We start from the raw sequence: 22,359 nt of genomic DNA, 5'->3' as shown, positions 1-22,359 counted from the left end.
CCGCTACGGGCAGCGGACGACCTGTCCCGCGTACGACAGGTTCCCGCCGAAGCCGAAGAGCAGCACCGGGTCCCCGTGGACGATCTCGCCGCGCTCCACCAGCTTGGACAGGGCGAGCGGGATGCTGCCCGCCGAGGTGTTGCCCGAGTTCACGACGTCGCGCGCGACGACCGCGTTGACCGCGCCGATCCGCCCGGCGAGCGGCTCGATGATCCGCAGATTGGCCTGGTGGAGCACGACCGCCGCGAGGTCCTCCGGAGTGAGACCGGCCCGCTCACAGGCCTTGCGGGCGAGCGGCGGCAGCTGGGTCGTCGCCCAGCGGTAGACGCTCTGGCCCTCCTGCGCGAACCGCGGCGGCGTGCCCTCGATCCGTACCGCGTTGCCCATCTCGGGCACCGAGCCCCACAGCACGGGACCGATGCCGGGCTCTTCGCCCGGGCCGCACGCCTCGACGACGGCCGCGCCCGCGCCGTCCCCGACCAGGACGCACGTGGTGCGGTCCGTCCAGTCGGCCACCTCGGACATCTTGTCCGCGCCGATCACCAGGGCGCGGGTCGCTCCCCCGGCCCGCACGGCGTGGTCGGCGGTGGCGAGCGCGTGCGTGAAGCCCGCGCACACCACGTTGATGTCCATGGCGGCCGGGGAGGGGATGCCGAGGCGGGCCGCGACGCGGGCCGCCATGTTCGGCGAGCGGTCGATCGCGGTGGACGTGGCCACCAGGACGAGGTCGATGGCGTCGGGCGCGAGGCCCGCGGCGGCGACGGCCTTGGCCCCGGCCTGCGCGGCGAGCTCGTCGACCGGCTCCTCGGGTCCCGCGATGTGGCGGGTGCGGATGCCCACGCGGGAGCGGATCCACTCGTCGCTGGTGTCGACCATGCCCGCCAGCTCCTCGTTGGTGAGGATCTTGGCGGGCTGGTAATGGCCGACGGCGGCGATGCGTGAGCCGTGCATGAACGGGTCCCCCTTGTTGCCGGAGATGCGGGACCGTCCAGTCTGCTCAGCGACTCACCAGTAACGGGGCACGTAAAGCAACAGGAATCGGGCGTGGGCTTTGGATGCTTCTCATCATCGCGTCACCCGGTGAAGAGCTGGGTGGCCTTGTGTGCGAGTTCGTACAGGCCGTAACCGAGCGGCAGCGCCACCCACAGCCAGGCGGCGGCGATAAGGCCACGGCGGCGCGGCGGACTACTGGGCGGCGGGCTGGTCGGCGCCGTCATGGGCGGCCTCCCTCGGGGCGGGAATGTGGTGGCGGGAGTGGACGGGGCGGACGAACTCGTTCGCCACGAAGCCCACGATCAGCAGGCCGATCATGATCGTGAGGGACATGCCGTACAGACCGGAGCCGTGCTTGCCGGCCTCCTCCTGGCGGTCGGCGACCCAGTTGACGATCAGCGGCCCGAGGACACCGGCCATGGACCAGGCGGTGAGCAGCCTGCCGTGGATCGCGCCGACCTGGTACGTCCCGAAGAGGTCCTTCAGGTACGCGGGGATCGTCGCGAAGCCGCCGCCGTAGAAGGAGAGGATCACCAGCGCGCAGCCGATGAACAGCGGCTTCGACGCGTCTCCGAACTGGGCGATCAGCAGATACATCAGCGCACCCACGCCCAGGTAGACGCGGTAGACGTTCTTGCGGCCGATCAGGTCGGACGCCGAGGACCAGCCGATGCGCCCGGCCATGTTGGCGGCCGAGAGCAGGGCGACGAAGCCCGCCGCCGCGGAGACCGAGACCGGTGTCGCGGTGTCGGAGAAGAAGTCGGTGATCATCGGCGCGGCCTTCTCCAGGATGCCGATGCCCGCCGTCACGTTCATGCAGAGCACGATCCACAGGCACCAGAACTGGGGAGTCCGCACGGCGGCCCGCGCGGAGACCTGCGGCCCGTCGAGCGTGCCGGGGGCGCCCGGTGCCCGCGCCCCTTCCGTACGCGGCACCCGCACCAGGAGCACGCCGAGCGACATGAAGACGGCGTACGTCAGACCGTGCACCAGGAAGGCGAGCGCGATGCCCGACGAGTCCGAGCCGAAGGACTCCAGCATCTGGGCCGACCAGGGCGAGGCGATGAGCGCGCCGCCGCCGAAGCCCATGATCGCGATGCCGGTGGCCATGCCGGGGCGATCGGGGAACCACTTGATCAGGGTCGACACGGGCGAGATGTAGCCGATGCCGAGGCCGATCCCGCCGACGAAGCCGTACCCGAAGACGATCAGCCAGTACTGCTCCGTCGCCGCCCCGAGCGCGGCGAGCAGGAAGCCGGACGAGAAACAGGTGAGGGCGACCGCCATCGCCCAGCGCGGTCCGTTGCGCTCGACGAGGGTGCCGCCGAAGGCCGCCGAGAGGCCGAGCATCACGATGCCGAGCTGGAAGGGCAGCGCGCTCTGGGTGCCGCTGAGGTGGAGGGCGGATTCCAGTGGGGGCTTGAAGACGCTCCAGGCGTAGGCCTGGCCGATGGAGAGGTGCACGGAGAGGGCGGCGGGCGGTACGAGCCAGCGGCTCCATCCGGGAGGTGCGACGGGGGGCCTCATGATCCCGAACAGTAGGAATCGGGCGGGCAGTTGGGAAGAGGCCATGCACTATTCCGTCGACGGTATGCAATGTGCCGCGCAACCCCTTGCTGGCCCAACTTCCATACTGTAGACAATATTCCATCGACAGTTCGGATCCCTCAACCGAACGGAGCGCGCCACCGTGAAAGTCGCAGTCCTCGGCGCCGGTGCGATCGGCGCCTACGTCGGAGCCGCGCTGCACCGCGCCGGAGCCGATGTCCATCTCGTCGCCCGTGGACCGCATCTCGCGGCCATGAGGCAGCACGGAGTACGTGTCCACAGCCCGCGCGGCGACTTCACCGCGCGGGCCCACGCCACCGACGACCCGGCCGACATCGGCCCCGTCGACTTCGTCTTCCTGGGCCTGAAGGCCAACTCGTACGCGGCGTGCGGGCCGCTCATCGAGCCGCTGCTGCACGACGGCACCGCGGTCGTCGCGGCACAGAACGGCATCCCCTGGTGGTACTTCCACCGGCACGGCGGCCCGCACGACGGCCACCGCGTCGAGAGCGTGGACCCCGACGGCGCGGTCAGTGCGGTGATCGCGCCCGAGCGGGCCGTCGGATGCGTGGTGTACGCGGCAACCGAACTGGAGGGCCCGGGAGTTGTCCGGCACATCGAAGGCACCCGATTCTCCGTCGGGGAGCCGGACCGCTCGCGCTCACAGCGCTGTCTCGCCTTCAGCGAGGCCATGCAGGCGGGCGGCCTGAAGTGTCCCGTCGAGCCCGAACTGCGCCTCGACATCTGGATCAAGCTGCTCGGCAACATCTCCTTCAACCCGATCAGCGCGCTCGCCCGCGCCACGATGCGGGAGATGTGCCTGCACGGCGGCACCCGCCGCGTCATCGAGATCATGATGAACGAGACGCTCGCCGTCGCCGCCGCCCTCGGCTGCCGCCCCGACATCTCCGTCGAGCGGCGCCTGGCCGGCGCCGAACGCGTCGGCGACCACCGCACCTCCACCCTCCAGGACCTGGAGCGCGGCAAACCGCTCGAACTCGACGTGCTGCTCGCGGCCGTCGTGGAACTCGCCGGGATCACCAAGGTTCCGGTGCCGACGCTCCGCACCGTCCACGCCATCTCGGATCTGCTGGCCGACCGCATGAGGAGCGCGGCATGAGCAAGAAGCGGGACCGGGTGCCCAAGACCTACACCCGGCTCACCCATCCCCTCGTACGCGACGCACGCGACGCGCCCTTCCGGCGGGCCACCTGGGAGGAGGCGCTGACCCGTACGGCGGCCGGACTTCAGGAGGCCCGCGGCGCGTTCGGCATGTTCTCCTGCGCCCGCGCCACGAATGAAATGAACTACGTGGCGCAGAAGTTCGCCCGCGTGGTCATGGGCACGAACAACGTCGACTCCTGCAACCGCACCTGTCACGCGCCGAGCGTCGCGGGCCTGTCGGCCGCCTTCGGCTCGGGCGGCGGCACCTCTTCTTATGAAGAGGTCGAACACACGGATCTGATCGTGATGTGGGGCTCCAACGCGCGCTTCGCCCACCCGATCTTCTTCCAGCACGTCCTGAAGGGGATCAGGAACGGCGCCCGTATGTACGCGGTCGACCCGCGCCGCACCAAGACCGCCGAGTGGGCGGAGAGCTGGCTCGGTCTGAACGTCGGCACGGACATCCCGATGGCGCACGCCATCGGCCGCGAGATCATCCACGCGGACCTGGCCAACCGGGCGTTCATCGACCGGGCCACATCCGGCTTCGAGGAGTACGCGGCCCTGGTCGAGCCATGGACGCTGTCGCTCGCCGAGAAGGTGACGGGCGTACCGGCCGCCGCCATCAGGGAGTTGGCGCACGCCTACGCACGGGCCGAGCGGGCGCAGCTGTGCTGGACGCTCGGCATCACCGAGCACCACAACGGCACGGACAACGTACGCGCCCTGATCAATCTCTCCCTGCTGACCGGACACGTCGGCCGCTACGGCTCGGGCCTGCAGCCCCTGCGCGGCCAGAACAACGTCCAGGGCGGCGGCGACATGGGCGCGATCCCGAATCGCCTGCCGGGCTTCCAGGACATCCTCGACCCGGACACACGCCTGAAGTTCGAGACGGCGTGGGACACGGTCATCCAGCCGCGCTACGGGCTGAATCTGACAGAAATGTTCGAGGCGATGGAGGAGGGATCGCTGAAGGCGGTCTACTGCATCGGCGAGAACCCGGCGCAGTCGGAGGCGGACAGCGAACAGGCGATGCGACGCCTCCGGGCCCTGGACTTCCTCGTCGTACAGGACATCTTCCTTACGAAGACGGCCGAGTTGGCGGACGTCGTGCTGCCCGCGACCGCCGCCTGGGCGGAGACGGACGGCACGACGACCAACAGCGAGCGGCGCGTGCAGCGGGTCCGCAAGGCCGTGCGGCCGCCCGGTGAGGCGCGCGAGGACATCGACATCATCTGCGAGCTCGCGGGGCTGCTCGGCCACGACTGGAAGTACGCGGACGCGCGGGCCGTCTGGGACGAGCTGCGGTCGGTGTCGCCGGACCACTACGGCATGACGTACGAGCGTCTGGAGTCCCTGCAGGGAATCCAGTGGCCGTGCCCTTCGCAGGACCGGGTCGAACCGACGTACCTGCACGGCAGGTTGTGGGAGTCGGCCCCCGAACGGCGCGGCACGCCCGCACCCTTCGGCCTCGTCGCACACGACCCGCCGGTCGACCTGACCGACGAGTCGTTCCCGATCCGGCTGACGACCGGGCGGCGGCTCGACTCCTACAACACCGGTGTGCAGAGCGGGAGTTTCGCCTCTCCGCTGCGGCGCGGCGAGTACGTCGAGCTGTGCCCGGAGGACGCGGAGCGGTTCGGGGTCGTGGTCGGCGAGGAGGTGCGGATCTCCTCGCGGCGGGGGGCGGTCGTCGCGCCGGTGTGGGTCGACCCTGGCCTCCGCCCGGGCCTCGCCTTCATGACCATGCACTTTCCCGACGAGGTCGACACCAACCAGCTCACGATCGAGGCGAATTGCCCGATCGCGGGGACGGCGGAGTTCAAGGCGTCGGCGATACGGATCGACAGGCTCGCCAGTGAGGTGGGGTGACGGATGGATCTGCACTTCGGTGACAGCAAGCCGACGGACGAGGAGCGGGCGGCCGTCGACGCGGTGCTCGGTCCCCCGGAGTCCGCGTGGGAGGGGGCCGATGACCGCAGTGACGCGGATCTGCGGTGGGCGCGGGGTGGCCGTGCGGCTCGGGAGCGGCGGGATCAGTTGTTGCCGGGGTTGCACGCGCTGAACGATCGCGTGGGGTGGGTGAGCGAGGGGGGCCTCGACTACCTCTGCCGGCGGCTTACGGTGCCGCCGGCGGAGGGGTATGGGGTGGCGACGTTCTACTCCATGTTCTCGGTGCGGCCGCGGCCCTCGACGGTGGTGCGGGTGTGTACGGATCTGGCTTGTGGGGGTGGTGCGGAGCTGTGCGGGGAGGTGGCGGCGCGGCTGGGCCCGGAGTCCGGGGTCGCCGTCGAGGCCAGCCCCTGCCTCGGCTTGTGCGAGCGGGCGCCGGCGGCGTTGGTGGTGCGGGCCGGGCCTCCGGCGGTTCTTTCCCCAACCCCGCCCCTTCCCGGCCGTGACATTTGCGGCTCCGCCGCGTGGTCCGGCTCCGCCGGCCGCGAGGTGACCGCAGATCACCGGCTCCGCCGAGTTCGTCCTCAAACGCCGGACGGGCTAAATCTTTCAGCCCCTCCGGCGTTTGAGGAGCGGGGGTCTGGGGGCGGAGCCCCCAGTACGGTGCCCACCCGGGGGTCCGGGGGCTTGCCCCCGGTTTCGGGAAGGGGCGGGGTCGGGGAAAGTGAACGCCCCTACCTCACCGCCGTCACCGCCCCCGCCACGGTCGAGTCCACCGTCATCGCGGCCACCACCCCAGAAGCAGCAGAATCCGAGCCCCCGGCGACCTTCGCCGTCCCCCAAGCCGGCCAGGAAGACCTCCTCCTCCTACACCGCATAGGCAAGGTCGATCCAGCCTCGCTGGACGACTACCGCTCCCACGGCGGCTACACCGCCCTCCGCCACGCCTTCACCATCGGCCCCGCCGCCGTCATCCGCGAAGTCACCGACTCCGGCCTCCTCGGACGGGGCGGCGCCGCCTTCCCCACGGGACGGAAGTGGCAGGCCACGGCGTCCCAGCCGGATCACCCCCACTACCTCGTCTGCAACGCGGACGAGTCCGAGCCCGGCACCTTCAAGGACCGGGTGATCATGGAGGGCGACCCGTACTCGCTCATCGAGGCGATGACCATCGCCGGGTACGCGATCGGTGCCCACCAGGGCTACCTCTACCTCCGCGGCGAATACCCCCGCGCCCTCCGCAGGCTCGAGCACGCCATCACCCAGGCCCGCACCCGCGGCCTCCTCGGCGACGACGTCCTCGGCCAGGGCTACGCCTTCGACATCGAGATCCGGCGCGGGGCGGGCGCGTACATCTGTGGCGAGGAGACCGCCCTCTTCAACTCCATCGAGGGGTACAGAGGAGAGCCCCGCTCCAAGCCGCCCTTCCCCGTGGAGAAGGGGCTCTTCGGCAAACCCACCGCCGAGAACAACGTCGAGACCCTCGTCAACGTCCTCCCCATCCTCACCATGGGCGCGCAGGCGTACGCAGCCATAGGGACCGAGAAGTCCACCGGGCCCAAGCTCTTCTGCGTATCCGGAAGCGTCGAGCGGCCCGGCATCTACGAGCTGCCCTTCGGCGCCACCCTCGGCGAGCTGCTCGCCATCGCCGGGCAGCCGGACAACCTCAGGGCCGTCCTCCTGGGCGGCGCGGCCGGCGGTTTCGTACGCCCCGACGAGCTCGGCATCCCGCTCACCTTCGAGGGGACGAGGGACGCCGGGACCACCCTCGGCTCGGGCGTCGTGCTCGTCCTGGACGACACCGTTCCGCTCCCCCGCGTCCTGCTCCGCATCGCCGAGTTCTTCCGCGACGAGTCCTGCGGCCAGTGCGTCCCCTGCCGGGTCGGCACCGTCCGCCAGGAGGAGGCCCTGCATCGGATCGTCGAGCGGACGGGGGCCGCTGCCGCCGATGACATCGCCCTGCTCCGCGAGGTGGGGCGGACCATGCGGGACGCCTCCATCTGCGGGCTCGGCCAGACCGCGTGGAACGCCGTGGAATCCGCCATCGACCGCCTGGGGGCGTACAAGTGACCGCCGTACCGCTGGGAATCCCGCGCCGCCTCGTCGAGTTCACCCTCGACGGGCAGGACGTCCGGGTGCCGGAGGGGTCGACCATCCTCGACGCGTGCCGGGCCGCGGGCAAGGACGTTCCGACCCTCTGCGAGGGCGACACCCTCGCCCCGAAGAACGCCTGCCGGGTGTGTGTCGTCGAGGTGGAGGGTGCTCGGACGCTCGCCCCTGCCTGCTCGCGCAAGGCCGAGCCCGGGATGAGCGTGCGCACCGACACCGAACGCACCCGGCACAGCCGCAAGGTCGTCCTCGAACTCCTCGCCTCGTCCGTCGACCTGTCGACGACCCCGAAGGTCGCGGGCTGGCTCAAGGAGTACGAGGCGAAGCCCGACCGCTTCGGCCCGGACGCGGCCCGCCTGAACGAGGAGCCGAAGGTCGACAACGACCTCTACGTCCGCGACTACGACAAGTGCATCCTCTGCTACAAGTGCGTCGACGCCTGCGGCGACCAGTGGCAGAACACCTTCGCGATCTCCGTGGCCGGCCGTGGCTTCGACGCGCGGATCGCCGTCGAGCACGACGCGCCGCTGACCGACTCCGCGTGCGTGTACTGCGGGAACTGCATCGAGGTCTGCCCGACGGGCGCCCTCAGCTTCAAGTCGGAGTTCGACATGCGGGCCGCCGGTACGTGGGACGAGGCGGCGCAGACCGAGACGACGACGGTGTGCGCGTACTGCGGAGTCGGCTGCAACCTGACCCTGCACGTGCAGGACAATGACATCGTGAAGGTCACCTCTCCGCACGACAATCCGGTGACCCACGGCAACCTCTGCATCAAGGGCCGCTTCGGCTACCAGCACGTACAGAACCGGGACTGATCGACATGGGACGAGTCACGGAGCGCCGCCGCGTCCTCCGCATCCGGGACGGCGCCGTCAGCGAGCGGCCCGACACCCTGGTCGCGGAGGAGCCGCTGGAGATCCGGCTCAACGGGAAGCCGCTTGCCATCACCATGCGGACGCCGGGTGACGACTTCGCGTTGGCGGCGGGCTTCCTGGTGAGCGAGGGGGTGCTCGGCTCGGCCGACGAGCTGCAGTCCATCGTCTACTGCGCGGGGGCGACCGCCGACGGATCGAACACGTACAACGTGGTCGACGTGAAGACCGCCCCGGGGCTCGTCCTGCCCGACATCACCCTCGAACGCAACGTGTACACGACCTCGTCCTGCGGCCTGTGCGGGAAGGCCAGTCTGGACGCCGTGCGCACCACGGCGCGCTTTCCGATCTCCGACGCTCCCCCGGTCCGGCTCGGGACCGAGCTGCTCGCGGGCCTCCCCGACCGACTGCGCGCGGCGCAGCGCGTCTTCGACCGGACCGGGGGCCTGCACGCGGCGGCGCTCTTCTCCGAGGAGGGGGAACTCCTCGACATCCGGGAGGACGTGGGCCGGCACAACGCGGTCGACAAGCTCGTCGGGCGCGCCTTGCAGGACGGCCGGCTTCCGCTGTCGCGGGCCGTGCTGCTCGTCTCGGGCCGTGCCTCCTTCGAGCTGGCGCAGAAGGCGGTGATGGCGGGCATTCCGGTGCTCGCGGCCGTCTCGGCGCCCTCCTCCCTGGCCGTCGATCTCGCCGCCGAGACCGGTCTCACCCTGGTCGGCTTCCTGCGCGGCTCCTCCATGAACGTGTACGCGGGCGAGCACCGGATCGCCGTGCGGGCCGCGGCCTCCCAGGGCTGACCGGCGGCTCCCCGCTGCACGGCGGCGGGACCCCGGCCGGCGGGGAGCGCCCCCTGCGCCGGCGGGGTCCCGGCCCCGCACGGTTTGATGCTCTACGCCTCGATGTCCTGCGCCTCGATGCCCGAGATCCGGGTCAGCAGTGCGAGGAACTGCTTCCGCTCCGTGGCCGAAAGAGGCGCGAGCAGTTCGTCGTTGGCCCGCCGCGCGGCCTCGGCACAGCGGTCGAGGGTGCGCTTGCCATCCTCCGTGATCGTGATCGCGTTCTTGCGGCGGTCGGTGGGGTCGGGTGCGCGCAGGACGAGGCCGGCGTCCTGGAGGTCGTTGATGACGCCCACCAGGTCCTTGGGGTCGAGCTGGATGCTGCGGCCGAGGGCGGCCTGCGCGACGGGGCCCTGATCGGCCACGGCCGAGAGCACCACGTGGTGCCACATCTTCATGTCCTCTTCCGCGAGGGCCTCGGCGACGAGGCCTCGGCCACGGGCCGCCGTGCGGCCGAGGAGCCAGCTGGGGAGGGTGCGGATGCCGCTGGGGGCGGGCGGGGTCGTGGGCATGGGACGAGCCTATCCGAGAATCATTGGACTCCCCAATGAAAGTGTGAGTATCGTTGGGACTCCCAACGATCCCCTTTCTCTGGAGATGCGCATGCGTCGCGTTCGGTACGAACACAGCGGTGGCCCCGAGGTGCTGTTCCTGGAGGAGGCGCCCGTACCGGTGCCCGGCGCGGGTGAACTCCTCGTCCGGGCCGAGGCGATCGGCGTCACGCTCCCCGTCGTCCGCAAGGTCCGCGAGTCCCGCGAACCGGTCGCACTCGGCGGCGAGATCGCCGGAGAGGTGATCGCGGTCGGTGAGGGCGTGACGGCGTACGCGCCCGGCGATCGCGTCACGGGGCTCGTCTTCGGCCACGGCTATGCGGACTACGCCCTCCTGAACCAGGCCATGGCCTCACCCGTCCCCGATGGAGCAAGCGCCACCGACGCGGTCGCGCTCGTCCGCAGCGGCCTCGTCGCCTACGGCGCACTCGACGCCGCACGGCCCGAGCGGGGCGAGGCCGCACTCGTCACGGCCGCGGCGAGCGGAGTCGGTCATCTCGCCCTGCAGCTGGCCCGACTGAGGGGCGCGAGCCGGGTCGTGGGGGCCGTCTCCGGACCCGCCAAGGCGGACTTCGTGCGCTCGCTCGGCGCCGATGAGGTCGTCACGTACGAGGAAGAGGCGTGGGGCGAGCCGGTCGACTACGCCCTCGACGCCGTCGGCGGCGAACTCCTGTCCCCCGCCGTACGGGCACTCGCGCCGCACGGGCGGCTCGTCGCGTACAGCTCGGGCGGCGGCACGGTCCAGGCGTACGACCTGCTCGTGGGCGCCAAGTCGGTGATCGGCTTCCAGATGGGGCTCATCGCGCGCGGGAAGCCCGAGCTGTACGAGACGTGGCGGCAGGAGCTGTGGCGGCTCTTCTCCAGGGGCGCGCTGCGGCCCGCCGTGCACGCGAGGTTCGCGCTGGACGACGCGGCGAAGGCGCACGCGGTGATCGAGGCGCGGAGCAACCTCGGGAAGGTCGTCCTGATCCCCTGACCAAAGTCGTTCCGATCCCCTGACCAGGTGACGCGCATTCACCCATCGCGCGCTTCTTGTGGGGTGCCGAACGCCCCAAGTAGCGTCTGTGACGCACGTTGGACGTGGGATGTCAGGATGTCCAGTCACCTTGGAGGGTGGACCGCACCATGCCATCAGGTCTCCGTGTACGCCTCAGATCACTCCGAACGGCCGCGACCGCGTTAACCCTCGTCGCCTTCGGCGCGCTGCTGCCCGCGCCGTCCGCGCAGGCCGCCCCCGACGCCCCCGCGACGGAGTTCGAGCAGCAGGTCCTGTTCAAGGCCTCGCAGGACCCCGGGTACGCCTGCTATCGCATCCCCGCCGTCGTGAGGACGGTGAAGGGCACGCTTCTCGCGTTCGCCGAGGGGCGGGTCAACGACTGCAGCGACGCGGGCGACATAGACATCGTCGTCAAGCGGTCGCACGACGGCGGCCGCACCTGGAGTCCGCTCCAGGTCATCAATGAGGGCGCGGGCGACACCCACGGCAACCCCGCCCCGATCGTGGACCGCAGGACCGGCCGCATCGTCCTGGCGGAGACGTACAACACGGGCCGCACGGACGGGCTGAACTGCGCCGTGCCCTGCGACCGCACGCCGCACCTGCAGTACAGCGACGACGACGGCCGCAGCTGGTCGGCGCCGCGCGACCTGAGCGACCAGATCCTCCCCAAGGACTGGAACTCCTGGTACGCGACGGGGCCCGTGCACGGCCTCCAGCTCACCCGCGGCAAGCACGCGGGCCGGCTCGTGTTCACCGCCAACACCGAGACGTGGGACGGCAGTCGGGTCACCGCCAACCACGCGGCCCTGATCGTCAGCGACGACGGCGGCAAGAACTGGAAGATCGGCGCCAAGGACTCGTACCCGATACCTGAAGACGGCACGTTCCGCCAGAAGCCGTCCGAGATGACGATCACGGAGCGCCCCGACGGGGCGGTCTACGTCAGCGGGCGCGAGCAGGACGGCACCGATCTCGGGCATCGCACCCACACCATCAGCCGCGACGGCGGGGGCTCCTTCACCGCGCCGTTCAAGGCCATCCCCGACCTCTATACGCCCCAAGTGCAGGGCGCCACGCTCCAGTTCGGCAAGCGGATGCTGCTCGCCTGCCCGGGTGACCCGGACCGCCGCCGCACGATGCAGATCCGCTCCTCGTACGACGGCGGCCGCACCTGGGACAGCGTGGACCGCGGCACGACGGTCACCACGGACTGGTCCGGCTACTCGGACCTGGTGCGGGCCGACGACGGGCACGTGGGTCTGATGTACGAGGGCGGGGCTGTCGACGCCCGCGACGAGATCCGCTTCGCGCGCTTCACCGAGGACTGGCTGCAGCCGCGCCGCGGCCCGGACCCGACGACCGCCGACCGTGCGCCGCGGGCGAAGCCCGCCGCCGTGCTCGGCGGGGCGGCGTCGACCGAAGGCCGCTTCGGCAAGGCCGTCGCCTTCGACGGCACGGACGACGCCGTCCGGCTGCCCTACCGAAGCCAACTCCCGCTCGGCACAAAGGACTTCACCGCATCGCTGTGGTTCCGCTACTCCGCGACCAGCGGTGAGCAGCCGCTGCTGTGGATGGGCGGTATCGGCACCAATCAGCCGCAGGTGTGGCTGCGCGGTGAGCCCGCGAGCAACCGTGTCACGGGCCTGATCACCACGCGCGACGGGGCGACCCCGCCGAGGTCGGCCTCCGTGCGCACCACGGGCGCGTACAACGACGGCCAGTGGCACCACATCGCGCTGCGCAGGGGCGGCGGGCAGCTGACGCTCTCCGTCGACGGTACGGGGATCAGTACCGCCGATGTGCCGGGCACGGTCACCCGCAATTCGGCGTACGGCTTCCATGTCGGCCAGCGGGTCGACAGCCGCGCCCATTTCAGCGGCTCGATCGATGAGGTGCGCGTCTTCGACCGGGCGTTGAGCGACGCGGAGCTCGTGGAACTGGGGAAGGACGGGGCCGCGAAGGCTCCTGTGACGCGGGACACCGTCGCATGGCTTCCCATGGACCACATCCGCGCGAGCAACTAACGTCCCGCTCGTGCCCGCCGAACGAGCTCCCCGCACCGGCTGGGGCGCGCGCAGGACCACGCTGGTCCTGCTGCTCGCCCTGGTCTGCGCGGCCGTGCTGCTCACCGCCCTCCCGGACGACCGGGAGGGCGGTCCGGCATGCGAGGCGCGCACGGTCTCCTCCTGGTCGGCCGACGAGCGGACCACCGGGGCGTTCGCCCGGTACGGCGACGACACGGCGCGCGCGGACGACTGGACCGGCGGGGACGGCACCCATTCGGTGCGCCTCCCGGACGGGCGGCTCCTGTGGCTGTTCTCCGACACCTTCCTCGGCCAGGTGCACGCGCCGCCCAACCCGGTCGGCCAGCCGCACACCTGGCGGGACACGACCGCGCCGATGGTGCGCAACTCGGCCGTGGTGATGTCCCGCTCGGGCACGCTGCAGCGCACCCTGCCGGCCCCGCTCTTCCCCGACCCGGCGCCGAACCAGTGGCGCTGGCCGGTGGCGGCGCAGGTGGAGCCGCGCTCCCCGGGCTCGGCGGACGACGTCGTACGCGTCCTGCTGTGGACCCGCGCCACCGGGACCGGGCCGTGGATCTACGGCGTGCCCACCGGCACCGAGGTCGCCACGCTCTCGCTGCCCGATCTGCGCGTCGAGGGCATCGTCAAGGTCTCCGACCAGCAGTCGGTGCCGGACCCCGACAAGCGCGTGCTCTACGGCACCACCGCGATCGACGACGACGGCTGGACCTATGTGTTCGGCGGCAATGACGGGCAGGCGGCCGCGCGTCCTGCCTCGCACGCGTACGTCGCGCGGGTACCGAAGGGCAGGCTGGCCGAGCCGGGCGCGTGGCGGTACTGGGACGGCAAGGGCTGGACGAAGGACGGGAAGCCGCGGTCGGTGCTGGGTGACGGTGAGCGCAAGGGGGTGGGCAGCGCGTTCACCGTGGTGCGCGTGAAGGGGACGTACGTCCTGTTCACGATGGCCGCGGGCACCGAGGGCCTGACCACCGTGACCTCCTACTGGGCCTGCTCGCCCACCGGCCCGTGGCGCGGCCCCACGAAGAGCTTCGCGCCGCCCCTGCCCAAGGACGGCGCGGTCCGGCAGGACGTGGCCGCGTACAACCCGCAGGCTCATCCGGCGCTCAGCGAGAACGGGCGGCTGCTGCTCAGTTACGACGTCAACTGGCTGGACGCGGTGCCGGCGAGCGCGCAGGCGAACGTCAGCCGGAACGTGTCCCTGTACCGACCGCGGTTCGTGTCTCTTCGGATCGCGACGGCTCGCTGACGAAGTCCTCCAGATCGCGCGAGCGCCGCTTGGCGATCACCGCGCAGACCATCAGCTGCATCTGGTGGAAGAGCATCAGGGGCAGCACGGCGAGCGACGCCTGGGCCCCGAACAGGACGCTGGCCATGGGCAGTCCGGCGGCCAGGGACTTCTTCGACCCGGCGAACTGGATGGCGATCCGGTCCCCGCGGCCGAAGCCGAGCCGCTTGGCCCCGTACCAGGTCAGGGCGAGCATCACGGCGAGCAGGACCGCCTCGACACCGAGCAGCGCGACAAGGCGCAGCGGGGTCACCTGGTGCCAGATGCCCTGCACCATGCCCTCGCTGAACGCGGTGTAGACGACGAGCAGGATCGAACCACGGTCGACGAGGCCGAGGACCTTCTTGTTCCTGGCGATGAAGCGGCCGATCCAGCGGCGCAGGAACTGTCCCGCGAGGAAGGGTGCGAGTAGCTGCAGCACGATCTTCAGGAGCGAGTCCGCGGAGAACCCGGCCCCGCTGTTGCCGAGCAGCGCGGCCGCGAGCAGCGGGGTGAGGACGATGCCGGCGAGCGAGGAGAAGGAGCCCGCGCAGATCGCCGCGGGCACGTTGCCGCGCGCCATGGAGGTGAAGGCGATCGACGACTGGATCGTGGACGGCACGAGGGTCAGGAAGAGGAACCCGCTGTAGAGGGCGGGGGTCAGCACGTACGGGACGAGTCCCTTGGCCGCGAGCCCGAGCAGCGGGAAGGCGAGGAACGTACAGGCGAGGACGGTGACGTGCAGCCGCCAGTGCTTGAGTCCGTCGAGCGCCTCGCGGGTGGAGAGCCGTGCCCCGTAGAGGAAGAAGAGCAGCGATACCGCCGCGGTGGAGGCCCCGGAGGCGATGTCGGCGCCGGTGCCGCGCGCGGGAATCAGCGCGGCGACGCCCACGGTCCCGAGCAACGCCAAGATGTACGGGTCGATCGGCATCCAGGAGGGCCAGCTCGGGCGTTTCACTTCGCTCCATCGGTTTCGGTTCAGATCGTGCCCTCTTGATGGTCCTCCTGATCGTCGCGATCGGGAATCCCGTATACCGCTCTGACTGTCATCACGTATCGCGATAGGCGGGGCTAAGCTCGGGAGCATGTACGACCCCGCGCAGCTCCGTACGTTCCTTGCCGTGGCCCAGACGCTGAGCTTCACGCAGGCCGCCCGGCGCCTGAATCTGCGCCAGTCCACGGTCAGCCAGCATGTGCGCCGCCTGGAGGACGCCACCGGACGCCAGCTCTTCGCCCGTGACACGCACTCCGTGGAGCTGACCGAGGACGGCGAGGCGATGCTCGGCTTCGCGCGGCGGATCCTGGAGGTGCATGAGCAGGCGTCGGCGTTCTTCACCGGGACGCGGCTCGGCGGGCGGCTGCGGTTCGGGGCGTCGGAGGACTTCGTCCTGACCCGGCTGACCGACATCCTGGAGTCGTTCCGGCACGACCATCCCGAGGTCGATCTGGAGCTGACGGTCGAGCTGTCGGGCACGCTGCACGAGCGTCTCGACGCCGGGAAGCTCGACCTCGTCCTTGCCAAGCGGCGCCCGGAGGATCCACGCGGCGAGCTGGTCTGGCACGACAAGCTCGTCTGGATCGGCGCCGAGCGGCTGCGGCTCGACCCCGAGCAGCCGGTGCCGCTCATCGTGTTCCCGCCGCCGGGCATCACCCGCGCGCTCGCCCTCGAAGCCTTGGAGCGGCGCGGCCGTGCCTGGCGGATCGCCTGCACGAGCGGCAGCCTCAACGGCCTGGTCGCCGCCGCCCGCGCGGGACTCGGCGTGATGGCGCACTCCCACGGCCTCATCCCGCCGGGCCTGGTCCGCGTCCCGGAGCGGGCGGGCCTTCCCGAACTGGGCGCGGTCGACTTCGTGCTGCTGCACGGGGAGCGGCGGGCGTCCGCGCAGGGGGCGGCGGACGCCCTCGCGGCGGCGATCCTGGCGGGCGGGGACCGGCTGCGCCGCTGAGCGCTCCGTTGGACGTGCGGTGATGGACCCGCGGGCCGGTGGGGGCTGGTCGCGCCCGCGCGGCGGAGCCGCATATGTCACAGCCCGCGCCCCTTTCGGGGCGCGGAACGGCTCAGCGCGGAAACGGCCGGTAGGTCAGTTGTTTGACGCGGCGGATGAACGGCGCCGTCTCGACGTGCTGGACGCCGTCCAGGTGGCCGAGCCGCCCGCTGAGGTAGCGGTAGAGCGAGGGGATGTCGCGGGCCACGGCGGTCGCCATGATGTTGGACGCCCCCGCGACGGCGCTGGCATGGGCGATCTCCGCGTGGGTGGCGAGGGTCTTGCCCACCGTGTCGAGGGCCCAGGGGGCGGCGGTGATCCAGAGCATCGACCCGACGTGGAAGCCGACCAGGGCCGAGTCGTACTCGATGTCGATGTAGATCGCGCCGGCCGCGAGGAGCGCGGCGAGGCGGCGCTTGACCGCGGACTCCGAGCGTCCGGTGGCCTGTTGGAGCTCGGGGTAGGTCGCGCGGCCGTCCCGTTCGAGCGCGGCGACCAGCGGTTCGTCCTCCGGGTCGATGCGCAGTGGTCCTTCCGGGCGGTCGGTGCCGGGCCGGGCTGGGCGCAGGGCCGCGGCCTGTTCCTCGGCGAGCGGTCCGTGCTTGATCAGCCAGCCGTTGGGGCCGCCGAAGAAGCGGTGCAGCATCTGCTGGGCGCGGATGTCGACGATGTGCGGGGTGCGCGGGAGCTTGCCGAGCAGCAGTTCGTCCTGGTCGCTCTGGCTGCGCGGCCGGGTGCAGCAGACGACTTCGGTGCCGCCGGACGTGAGGCCGATCCATGAGGTGTCGGGGCGGCGGGCCAGCGCGGCCGCGATGGCCTCGGCGCCGTCGGGGGCGCAGCGCAGGCGCAGCATCCACTGGTCCTGGCCGAGCCGCTCGTTGTCCCGTACGGCGACGACCCGCAGACCACCGTCGGAGACCAGCTTGCGGTAGCGGCGGGCGACCGTCTGGTCCGAGACGCCGAGGACGGCCGCGATCCGGCTGAAGGGCGCGCGTCCGTCGATCTCCAGGGCCTGCAGCAGCTTCGCGTCGAGCGAGTCAGGCATGGGAGACATGGAGGATTCCATTGGCCTGATGTCCATCAGTGTCGGTTTCCTTCGGTCTGCCGCTGGTGATGGCCGGGATCGTCCGGCCGCATCCCATCGTACGAGGCACGCAGATCCGTCGTACAAGGAGTTGAGGATGCGTACATGGGGGCCGCTCACCGCGGTGAGCCTGGGGACGTTCATGCTGTTGCTGGACGTGACGATCGTGGTCGTGGCACTGCCCGACATGGCGCGGGCGCTGAACGCCTCGCTGAGCGATCTGCAATGGGTGATCGACGGCTACGCGCTTGCGCTCGCCGCGCTGCTGCTCGGGGTGGGGGCCGCGGCGGACGTGCTGGGGAGGCGGCGGCTCAATGTCGCGGGCACCGCGCTCTTCGCGCTGGCCTCGCTCGGCTGCGGGCTCGCGTCGAACGCGGACGTCCTGGTGGCCGCCCGCGCCCTGCAGGGACTCGGCGCCGCCGCGATGTTCGCCACGACGCTGCCACTGCTCGGCGCCGCCTACCAGGGCCGCGACCGGTCCGTGGCGCTCGGCGTCTGGGGCGCGGTGAGCGGGGCCGCGGCGGCGATGGGGCCGATCGTCGGCGGGCTGCTCACCGAGGGTCCCGGCTGGCGGTGGATCTTCTTCGTGAACCTGCCGGTGAGCGTGGCGTCGATCTGGCTGACGCTGCGGGTGGTGCCGGAGTCGAAGGGCCAGGCGGGGCGCCGGGTCGACTGGGCGGGTACGGCGACGTTCGCGCTGTTCGCCGGAGCGCTGACGTACGGGGTGGTGCGGGCCGGGTCGGAGGGCTGGACGTCGGCGGCCACCACGGTGACCCTCGCCGTCTCGGTGCTCGCACTCGTCGGCTTCGTGGCGGTCGAACGCCGGGTCGCGCACCCGCTGCTCGACCTGAGGCTGCTGCGTACGCCCGCGTTCACGGGCGTACTGCTCGGCGCGATCGGCTACAACGCCGCCGCGTTCGGACTGATGCCCTACCTCTCGATCTGGCTGCAGACGGTGCTCGGCATGAGCCCGGTGACCGGCAGCCTCGTGATGCTACCGCTGGCCGCGATGTCGTTCGTGGTAGCCGCGGTCGGCGGGCGGATGCTGCACGGGGTGCCCGCGCGGCTGACGATCGGCGTGGGCCTGCTTCTGATCGGCGTCGGCGGGATCGCCCTTGCGGTGCTCGACGCCGGGTCGTCGTGGGGCGCGCTCATCCCGGGGCTCACGGTCGCCGGGATCGGCACGGGCCTGGTCGCACCGGGCCTGGCGGGCGCCGCGCTCGCCGCGGTGCCGGCCGCGAACTCGGGGATGGCGGGCGGCGCGGTCAACACGTTCCGGCAGCTCGGGTACGCGCTCGGGGTCGCCGTCTTCGGCACGGTGCTCACCTCGCGGATGCAGGACTCGCTGGGCCATGACGCGGCTCACACCCTCGCGGGCGGCGGCGCCGAGGCACTCCGTGGGACCCTCTCCGAGCACACCGTGCGGGCCGCGTTCGCCTCCGGTCTGAACGCGGCGGCGGTCGTCGCGGGCGCCGTGGGTCTGGTCGCCGGAGTGCTGGTCCTCGTCATGGTGCGGTCCGCGCGCAAGGCGCCGGAGGATGAGGTTCCGGCGGCCGAAACCCGCATCCCCGCAGGGCAGCCGCAGCCGTAACCGCTGCGTACAGATTCGGTGGAGATTACGCCACCGAAACTTACTCAACCGTAAGTATTCTGTCCCGCCTCTCCCCTTGTGGCCGGATTTCAGCGGCTGACCAGCGTGGATGGTACGTACCGACGGGTCGGTCACCCCTCTCCCGCCGGGCAGCATGGTGGGGTACCGTCACCGGCGCTGTGCGGAGCGCCACAAGGAGCATCATTGCGCGAGTTCACGAACCCTCCGATGGCGTCGGCGCCGCTGGTGGGCGGCCTTGCCGACGTCGTGTTCGACCATGCCCTTGAGGATCCGCTCCACGTCGCCCTCGGCCGCAAGATCGACGGTGTGTGGTGTGACGTCACTTCGGCCGAGTTCCGCGACCAGGTGATGACGCTCGCCAAGGGGCTGCTCGCCCAGGGGGTCCGTTTCGGCGACCGCGTCGCCATCATGTGCCGCACCCGCTACGAGTGGACGCTCTTCGACTACGCGCTGTGGACCGTCGGCGCCCAGGTGGTGCCCGTCTATCCGACCTCGTCGGCCGAGCAGGTCTTCTGGATGCTGCACGACGCCCAGGTGTCGGCCGCCATGGTCGAGCACGAGGACCACGCGATGACCATCGGCTCGGTGATCGACCGGCTGCCGCAGCTGCGCAGGCTGTGGCAGCTGGACGCCGACGCGCTGGGCGAGCTGAACCGGTCGGGCGTCGACATCGACGACGAGGTCGTCAACCGCCACCGGCGCGCGGTCACCCCCGACTCGATCGCCACGATCATCTACACCTCGGGCACCACGGGCCGCCCCAAGGGCTGTCTGATCTCCCACGCGAACTTCATGTTCGAGGCGGAAACGGTCATCCAGCGCTGGGAGCCGGTCTTCCACTCCCGGCGCGGCGACGAGGCGACAACGTTGCTCTTCCTGCCGCTTGCGCATGTCTTCGGGCGGATGGTGCAGGTCGCGGCGGTCCGCGGCGGGGTCAAGCTGGGCCACCAGCCGAGCCTGAACGCGGCGGCGCTCATCCCCGATCTGGCCGCGTTCCGGCCCTCGTTCATCCTGGCCGTGCCGTACATCTTCGAGAAGGTCTTCAACGCCGCGCGGCGCAAGGCGGAGAAGGGCGGCAAGTCGGGCCCCTTCGACAAGGCCGTGGAGTGCGCCGTGCGGTACGCGGACGCCATCGAGGCCAAGGCCTTCGGCACCGGACCAGGGCCTTCGGCGGCCCTGCGGATGCAGCACCAGCTCTTCGACAAGCTCGTCTACTCCAAGGTGCGCGAGGCGATGGGCGGCCGGGTGCGGCACGCGATGTCCGGCGGCTCCGGGATGGACCGGCGGCTCGGCCTGTTCTTCGCGGGCGCGGGCGTGACGATCTACGAGGGGTACGGCCTCACCGAGTCGACGGCCGCCGCGACCGCCAACCCGCCCGAGCGCACCCGCTACGGCACAGTCGGCCAGCCCATCCCCGGCACGACCGTGCACATCGCGGACGACGGCGAGGTCTGGCTGAGCGGCGGCAATGTCTTCCAGGGCTACCTCAACGACCCCAAGGCCACCGACGCGACGCTGCACGAGGGCTGGCTCGCCACCGGCGACCTGGGCGCGCTCGACGAGGACGGTTACCTCACGATCACCGGGCGCAAGAAGGAGATCCTGGTGACCTCCGGCGGCAAGAGCGTGTCGCCGGGGCAGTTGGAGGAGCGGGTGCGCGACCATCCGCTGGTCGCCCAGTGCATCGTCGTCGGCAACGACCGCCCCTACATCGCGGCGCTCGTCACGCTGGACGCCGAGGCCGTCGAGCACTGGCTGAACATGCGCCGCAAGCCGCCGATGTCGCCGACGGACCTGGTGCGCGATCCGGATCTGGAGACGGAGGTACGGCGGGCCGTGGTGGCCGCCAACACCCTTGTCTCACAGGCCGAGTCGATTCGTACGTTCCGGATACTGGCCCACCAGTTCTCCGAGGAGCACGGGTTGCTCACGCCTTCGCTGAAGCTGAAGCGGAAGGCCATCGAGACCGCCTACTCGGCCGAGGTCGAGGCGCTTTACCGCGCGTAACAGGCCCTTTGGGGTTTCTGACGGTTCATCAATTACCGACGCGTCAGTTATTGACGGTTCATCAGGTCACGCACAGAATCAGCCCCACTTCGACGGAGGGGGCTCGACCCGTGTCGCGATCGATCCGCACCTGTACCCGTACCATCACCGCCACCGTGGCCGCACTGCTGCTCGCCACCGCCTGCAACTCCGCATCGAACAGCAGTGGTTCGGGCGGGGGCGACAAGGCCGGCGGCTCCGCCCGCGGCGTGAGTGCCGACTCCATCAAGGTCGGCGGAATCGTCTCCATGACGACGGCGAGCGGCTACAGCAAGAAGGACACCGACCTCGGCGCCAAGGCCCGCTTCGACCGTGCGAACGCCGACGGCGGCGTACACGGACGGAAGATCGACTACCTGGGCGCGGAGGACGACGGCCAGGACCCCGGGAAGAATCTCGCGGCGGCGCGCAAACTCGTCCAGCAGGACAAGGTGTTCGCCATCGCGCCGATGAGCTCGGTCACCTTCTCCGGAGCGGACTTCCTCCAGAAACAGAAGGTGCCGACGTTCGGCTGGGGCACCATCCCGCCCTTCTGCGGCCCCAGCTACATGTACGGCTTCGGCGGCTGCATGGTGCCCATGCCGGGCGGCACGATCACCCAGAGCTGGCCCGAGGGCCTGAAGAAGGTGACGGAAGGATCGAAGGGCAAGTCGGTGGCGATCCTCGCCAACGACAACGACGCGGGCACCTTCGCCATCCGCACCTACAAGCAGAGTTTCGCCGCCGCCGGCTACAAGGTGACGTTCGCCAAGTCGACGGTGCCCGCGACCTCGGTGCCCAGCGACTGGTCGGCGTACACGAAGGAAATTCTGCGCTCGGACGGCGGCGAGGCGCCCGACGTGGTGGTCTCCGTGATGCAGACCCCGTACAACATCGGCCTGTTCACGGCCGTCAAGCGCTCGGGCTTCAAGGGCGTGCTCACCGACCCGACCGACTACGACCCGGGCCTGCTCGCCAAGAGCGCGACGAAGAAGGCGCTCGACGGCGTACACATCCTGCTCTCCTTCCAGCCGTTCGAGCAGAACACGGCGGCGATGCGGCAGTTCAAGACCGACATCAGGAAGGCGGCGGGCAAGGACGTCCCGCTCAACATGCACATGATGACCGGCTATATGTCGGCCGACCTTTTCCTCGCGGTCGCCGAGAAGGCGGGCAAGGATCTGACGGTCTCCTCCTTCCAGAAGGCGGCGAACGGCTTCTCGGACAAGGGCACGATGGTCGGCGACCGCGCCCTGCCCAAGGGACAGAAGGAATCGTTCGGCTGCGGTGCGCTCGTCCAGCTGAAGGGCGGCAAGTACGCGGTGTCCGCGCCCTTCAAGTGCTACGAACCCATCCCCTTCAAGTAGCAAGC

The 22,359-nt window shown here is 70.8% G+C and carries 18 protein-coding genes; 12 read left to right on the top strand and 6 right to left on the bottom strand.

The annotated features are described in order from the left end of the window. Positions 1–3: 3 nt before the first annotated feature. The 3 genes from OG453_RS32785 to OG453_RS32775 form a co-directional block, all read right to left on the bottom strand. Positions 4–951: a beta-ketoacyl-ACP synthase III gene (locus OG453_RS32785; protein ID WP_266872178.1), complete on the bottom strand. Its 948-nt coding sequence runs from the start codon at positions 949–951 to the stop codon at positions 4–6. Positions 952–1,073: 122 nt separating this feature from the next. Further along, positions 1,074–1,217, bottom strand: coding sequence for a hypothetical protein (locus tag OG453_RS32780; protein WP_266872177.1), 144 nt, complete (start codon positions 1,215–1,217; stop codon positions 1,074–1,076). Continuing rightward, positions 1,186–2,520, bottom strand: coding sequence for an OFA family MFS transporter (locus OG453_RS32775; protein ID WP_266872176.1), 1,335 nt, complete (start codon positions 2,518–2,520; stop codon positions 1,186–1,188). Before OG453_RS32775 ends, OG453_RS32780 begins: the two co-directional genes overlap by 32 nt. Before the next feature lie 163 nt (positions 2,521–2,683). Here OG453_RS32775 and OG453_RS32770 point away from each other — a divergent pair, with 163 nt between their 5' ends. From OG453_RS32770 to fdhD, 5 genes are read left to right on the top strand one after another with little or no spacing between them, the layout of a single operon-like run. Further along, a complete protein-coding gene (locus OG453_RS32770; RefSeq protein ID WP_266872175.1) occupies positions 2,684–3,661 on the top strand; it encodes a 2-dehydropantoate 2-reductase in 978 nt (325 codons plus the stop codon). Then, on the top strand, positions 3,658–5,580 hold the full coding sequence (locus tag OG453_RS32765) for a molybdopterin oxidoreductase family protein (protein WP_266872174.1): 1,923 nt from the start codon (positions 3,658–3,660) through the stop codon (positions 5,578–5,580). Before OG453_RS32770 ends, OG453_RS32765 begins: the two co-directional genes overlap by 4 nt. A 3-nt stretch (positions 5,581–5,583) precedes the next feature. Further along, positions 5,584–7,671, top strand: a complete 2,088-nt coding sequence (locus OG453_RS32760; RefSeq protein WP_266872173.1) for an NADH-ubiquinone oxidoreductase-F iron-sulfur binding region domain-containing protein — start codon at positions 5,584–5,586, stop codon at positions 7,669–7,671. Beyond that, on the top strand, positions 7,668–8,528 hold the full coding sequence (locus OG453_RS32755; protein ID WP_266872172.1) for a 2Fe-2S iron-sulfur cluster-binding protein: 861 nt from the start codon (positions 7,668–7,670) through the stop codon (positions 8,526–8,528). The genes OG453_RS32760 and OG453_RS32755 overlap by 4 nt, the downstream gene beginning before the upstream one ends. A 5-nt stretch (positions 8,529–8,533) precedes the next feature. Further along, positions 8,534–9,382 carry a formate dehydrogenase accessory sulfurtransferase FdhD gene (fdhD, locus tag OG453_RS32750; RefSeq protein WP_266872171.1) on the top strand — a complete coding sequence of 283 codons (849 nt, stop codon included), beginning with the start codon at positions 8,534–8,536 and terminating at the stop codon, positions 9,380–9,382. A 92-nt stretch (positions 9,383–9,474) separates the two neighbouring features. Here fdhD and OG453_RS32745 read toward each other — a convergent pair whose 3' ends face one another. Next, positions 9,475–9,933: a MarR family winged helix-turn-helix transcriptional regulator gene (locus OG453_RS32745; RefSeq protein WP_266872170.1), complete on the bottom strand. Its 459-nt coding sequence runs from the start codon at positions 9,931–9,933 to the stop codon at positions 9,475–9,477. Positions 9,934–10,024: 91 nt separating this feature from the next. Between OG453_RS32745 and OG453_RS32740 the strand changes: the two genes are divergently transcribed. From OG453_RS32740 to OG453_RS32730, 3 genes are all read left to right on the top strand, one after another. Further along, on the top strand, positions 10,025–10,948 hold the full coding sequence (locus OG453_RS32740; RefSeq protein WP_266872169.1) for a zinc-binding dehydrogenase: 924 nt from the start codon (positions 10,025–10,027) through the stop codon (positions 10,946–10,948). 149 nt (positions 10,949–11,097) lie between these two features. Next, positions 11,098–12,996, top strand: coding sequence for a sialidase family protein (locus tag OG453_RS32735; RefSeq protein ID WP_266872168.1), 1,899 nt, complete (start codon positions 11,098–11,100; stop codon positions 12,994–12,996). 10 nt (positions 12,997–13,006) lie between these two features. After that, complete coding sequence (locus OG453_RS32730) at positions 13,007–14,263, top strand: DUF4185 domain-containing protein (protein ID WP_266872167.1); 1,257 nt, start codon at positions 13,007–13,009, stop codon at positions 14,261–14,263. Here the strand turns inward: OG453_RS32730 and OG453_RS32725 are convergent. Next, positions 14,199–15,212 carry a bile acid:sodium symporter family protein gene (locus OG453_RS32725; RefSeq protein ID WP_266873211.1) on the bottom strand — a complete coding sequence of 338 codons (1,014 nt, stop codon included), beginning with the start codon at positions 15,210–15,212 and terminating at the stop codon, positions 14,199–14,201. The two genes, OG453_RS32730 and OG453_RS32725, sit on opposite strands and share 65 nt — an antisense overlap. 154 nt (positions 15,213–15,366) lie before the next feature. On the opposite strand from OG453_RS32725, the gene OG453_RS32720 reads away from it, so the two are divergent. After that, a complete protein-coding gene (locus OG453_RS32720) occupies positions 15,367–16,227 on the top strand; it encodes a LysR substrate-binding domain-containing protein (RefSeq protein ID WP_266872166.1) in 861 nt (286 codons plus the stop codon). A gap of 112 nt (positions 16,228–16,339) precedes the next feature. Here the strand turns inward: OG453_RS32720 and OG453_RS32715 are convergent, their stop codons facing one another. Continuing rightward, positions 16,340–17,320 carry an Lrp/AsnC family transcriptional regulator gene (locus OG453_RS32715; RefSeq protein WP_266872165.1) on the bottom strand — a complete coding sequence of 327 codons (981 nt, stop codon included), beginning with the start codon at positions 17,318–17,320 and terminating at the stop codon, positions 16,340–16,342. Between the two features lie 127 nt (positions 17,321–17,447). Between OG453_RS32715 and OG453_RS32710 the strand changes: the two genes are divergently transcribed. The 3 genes from OG453_RS32710 (at position 17,448) to OG453_RS32700 (ending at position 22,354) form a co-directional block, all read left to right on the top strand. Continuing rightward, complete coding sequence (locus OG453_RS32710) at positions 17,448–18,941, top strand: MFS transporter (RefSeq protein WP_266872164.1); 1,494 nt, start codon at positions 17,448–17,450, stop codon at positions 18,939–18,941. A gap of 204 nt (positions 18,942–19,145) precedes the next feature. Beyond that, on the top strand, positions 19,146–20,969 hold the full coding sequence (locus OG453_RS32705; RefSeq protein WP_266872163.1) for a long-chain fatty acid--CoA ligase: 1,824 nt from the start codon (positions 19,146–19,148) through the stop codon (positions 20,967–20,969). Between the two features lie 155 nt (positions 20,970–21,124). Beyond that, complete coding sequence (locus tag OG453_RS32700) at positions 21,125–22,354, top strand: ABC transporter substrate-binding protein (protein ID WP_266872162.1); 1,230 nt, start codon at positions 21,125–21,127, stop codon at positions 22,352–22,354. The last annotated feature ends 5 nt before the right edge of the window (positions 22,355–22,359 follow it).

Origin of the sequence: Streptomyces sp. NBC_01381 (assembly GCF_026340305.1) — a bacterium.
Classification (GTDB): domain Bacteria; phylum Actinomycetota; class Actinomycetes; order Streptomycetales; family Streptomycetaceae; genus Streptomyces.
The sequence above is the reverse complement of the archived record's forward strand: the minus strand, read 5'-3'. Positions and strand labels throughout refer to the sequence as shown.

Bases quoted from the DNA above. Each gene is read 5' to 3' on its own strand.
- OG453_RS32785 (WP_266872178.1), bottom strand. From the start codon at position 951: ATGCACGGCTCACGCATCGCCGCCGTCGGCCATTACCAGCCCGCCAAG.
- OG453_RS32780 (WP_266872177.1), bottom strand. From the start codon at position 1,217: ATGACGGCGCCGACCAGCCCGCCGCCCAGTAGTCCGCCGCGCCGCCGT.
- OG453_RS32775 (WP_266872176.1), bottom strand. From the start codon at position 2,520: ATGAGGCCCCCCGTCGCACCTCCCGGATGGAGCCGCTGGCTCGTACCG.
- OG453_RS32765 (WP_266872174.1), top strand. From the start codon at position 3,658: ATGAGCAAGAAGCGGGACCGGGTGCCCAAGACCTACACCCGGCTCACC.
- OG453_RS32760 (WP_266872173.1), top strand. From the start codon at position 5,584: ATGGATCTGCACTTCGGTGACAGCAAGCCGACGGACGAGGAGCGGGCG.
- fdhD (WP_266872171.1), top strand. From the start codon at position 8,534: ATGGGACGAGTCACGGAGCGCCGCCGCGTCCTCCGCATCCGGGACGGC.
- OG453_RS32745 (WP_266872170.1), bottom strand. From the start codon at position 9,933: ATGCCCACGACCCCGCCCGCCCCCAGCGGCATCCGCACCCTCCCCAGC.
- OG453_RS32740 (WP_266872169.1), top strand. From the start codon at position 10,025: ATGCGTCGCGTTCGGTACGAACACAGCGGTGGCCCCGAGGTGCTGTTC.
- OG453_RS32735 (WP_266872168.1), top strand. From the start codon at position 11,098: ATGCCATCAGGTCTCCGTGTACGCCTCAGATCACTCCGAACGGCCGCG.
- OG453_RS32725 (WP_266873211.1), bottom strand. From the start codon at position 15,212: ATGCCGATCGACCCGTACATCTTGGCGTTGCTCGGGACCGTGGGCGTC.
- OG453_RS32720 (WP_266872166.1), top strand. From the start codon at position 15,367: ATGTACGACCCCGCGCAGCTCCGTACGTTCCTTGCCGTGGCCCAGACG.
- OG453_RS32715 (WP_266872165.1), bottom strand. From the start codon at position 17,320: ATGTCTCCCATGCCTGACTCGCTCGACGCGAAGCTGCTGCAGGCCCTG.
- OG453_RS32710 (WP_266872164.1), top strand. From the start codon at position 17,448: ATGCGTACATGGGGGCCGCTCACCGCGGTGAGCCTGGGGACGTTCATG.